Consider the following 2326-nt stretch of genomic DNA (forward strand, 5'->3'; position numbering starts at 1 on the left):
CCGAGCGCGTCGGCGTGGTCACGTCGGCCGTCGGGCTCAGCCTCGAGGTGGCGGGCCTGCACTGCGCGATCGGCGACCTGGTCCGCGTGGGCGACGGCCCGCAGGCCGTCGAGGCCGAGGTCGTCGCGACGGCGGAGGGCCGTGCGCGCTGCATGCCGCTCGGCCGGCTGCCCGGCGTGAGCGCCGGCGACCCGGTGCGCGCCCAGGGCGCCGGCACCCTCGTGCCGACCGGGCGCGGGCTCGCAGGCCGTGTGATCGACGCGCTCGGCCGGCCGGTCGACGGCTTGGGGCCGCTCGCGGCCGGCCCGCGCGTGCCCGTCGACAACGACGCGCCGCGGGCGATGGACCGCGCCCGGATCGACACGCCCCTGCAGACCGGCGTGCGCGTGCTCGACACGCTCACCACCGTGGGACGCGGGCAGCGCATCGGGCTCTTCGCGGGCTCAGGCGTCGGCAAGTCGTCGCTGCTGTCGATGATCACGCGCGGCACGGACGCGGAGATCTCCGTCATCGCGCTCGTCGGCGAGCGCGGCCGCGAGGTGCGCGAGTTCCTCGAGGACGACCTCGGCCCCGAGGGCCTGGCCCGCTCCGTCGTCGTCGTCGCGACGTCCGACGAGCCGGCGATGATGCGCCGGCGCGCCGCCTTCACGGCGACGCGCATCGCCGAGGCGTTCCGCGACGCCGGCTCGCACGTCGTGCTCATGATGGACTCGCTCACGCGCGTGTCGATGGCGCAGCGCGAGATCGGGCTGTCCGTCGGCGAGCCGCCCGCGACGCGGGGCTACCCGCCGTCGACGTTCTCCCTCATGGCGAACCTGCTCGAGCGCGCGGGCACGGGCGCGACGGGCTCGATCACCGGCATCTACACCGTCCTCGTCGACGGCGACGACCACAACGAGCCCGTCGCCGACCAGGCGCGCTCCGTCCTCGACGGGCACGTGGTGCTCGACCGCGCGATCGCCGTGGCCGGCCACTACCCGGCCGTCGACGCGATCGCGTCGGTCTCCCGCGTCGCCTCGCGCGTCACCTCCGCGGAGCAGCGGTCCGTCGCGCTCACGCTGCGCGCGGTGCTCGCGGCGCGCCGCTCGGCCCAGGACATGATCGACATCGGGGCGTACAAGAAGGGCTCGAACCCGCTCGTCGACGCGGCGCTGGAGCACGAGAGGGCGATCGACGCCTTCCTGCGCCAGGCCATGACGGACCAGACACCGGCCGAGGAGTCGTGGTCGCGCCTGACGCGGCTCGCCCAGGCCCTGACCGGAGGGGAGTCGTGATGGCCGGCAAGTTCAGGCTCGCGGGCGTCCTGCGCCTGCGCAAGCTCGAGGAGGACCAGGCACGGCTGCGGCTCGTGGGGGCGGACGCCGACCTCGCGGAGACGCTCGACCGGGTCGGCGGCCTGTCCGCGTACGTCAACGCGTCCCCGGAGGACGCGAGCAGCAGCGCCTCGCTCGCCGCGATCGCCGCGTCCCGTGCCGCGGCCGGCTCGCTGTTCGCGGTGCTCGAGGCGGAGGCGCGCCTGCGCGCGCAGGACGTGGACGAGGCCCGCGCCGAGCTCCAGCGCGCGCGCTCGGCGTCGCTCGGCCTGGAGAAGCTGCAGGAGCGGCACGACGACGCCACGGCGCTCGCCGAGGGCCGTGCCGAGCAGGCCGTGCTGGACGAGGTCGCGTCGACCTCGTGGGGCCCGGGCGGACGGACGGCCGGCTCGTGAGCATGGTGCAAGCCCTCGCCCGCGTCGAGGAGATCCGCACGGGGTTCGCCTCGCTCCAGGAGGCGACGACCGTGCGGCCGACGACCCCGGCCGGCACGACGGCGGCCGCGTCGGGCGGGGCGGCGGACTTCGCCTCCGTGCTCGCGTCGGTCACGGGGACGACCGGCACCGGGTCCACGGACCTGGCCGGCGACCTCCTCTCCACGCTCTCGGGCACGACGTCCGGCACGGACGACCTCGCCGGACGCCTGTGGTCCGCGCTCGGCACCGGTGCGGCGACCGCCCCGGCGGCGCCCGGCACGACGGGTGCGGCGGGCGCGACGGGCACCGCGGGCACGGCGAGCACTGCCGGCGGCGTCGGCGCGGCCGTCGTCGAGACGGCGCGCGAGTACCTCGGCGTGCCGTACGTGTGGGGCGGGGAGAGCCTCGCCGAGGGCGGCCTGGACTGCTCCGGCCTCGTCCAGCTCGTGCTCGGCCGCCACGGCGTCGACCCCCCGGCCCGGACCCCCATCCTCCCACCTGGTGACACAAGGAAGGAAGGCCACGTGAAGAGATGCCTACAGGACCCGGGCGTGCGGAGCGCCGCTGTCGCGGGCGTCGTCATCGGCACGCTCGCAG

3 protein-coding genes are annotated in these 2326 nt (G+C 76.4%); all 3 read left to right on the plus strand.

Features of this window, described 5'->3' with window-relative positions; genetic code table 11:
• The coding region (locus tag JZ5iCDA_RS16950; RefSeq protein ID WP_069388180.1) for a FliI/YscN family ATPase at window positions 1-1274 on the plus strand (1274 nt) is incomplete at its 5' end.
• Window positions 1274-1708: a flagellar export protein FliJ gene (locus JZ5iCDA_RS16955; RefSeq protein WP_069388181.1), complete on the plus strand. Its 435-nt coding sequence runs from the start codon at window positions 1274-1276 to the stop codon at window positions 1706-1708. The genes JZ5iCDA_RS16950 and JZ5iCDA_RS16955, both read left to right, overlap by 1 nt.
• 2 nt (window positions 1709-1710) lie before the next feature.
• Window positions 1711-2326 (plus strand): C40 family peptidase (locus JZ5iCDA_RS19945; protein ID WP_171905422.1); only part of this gene is annotated, 616 nt, incomplete at its 3' end.

This window comes from Cellulosimicrobium cellulans (assembly GCF_001722485.1).
GTDB lineage: Bacteria > Actinomycetota > Actinomycetes > Actinomycetales > Cellulomonadaceae > Cellulosimicrobium > Cellulosimicrobium cellulans_A.

Bases quoted from the DNA above. Each gene is read 5' to 3' on its own strand.
- JZ5iCDA_RS16955 (WP_069388181.1), top strand. From the start codon at position 1,274: ATGGCCGGCAAGTTCAGGCTCGCGGGCGTCCTGCGCCTGCGCAAGCTC.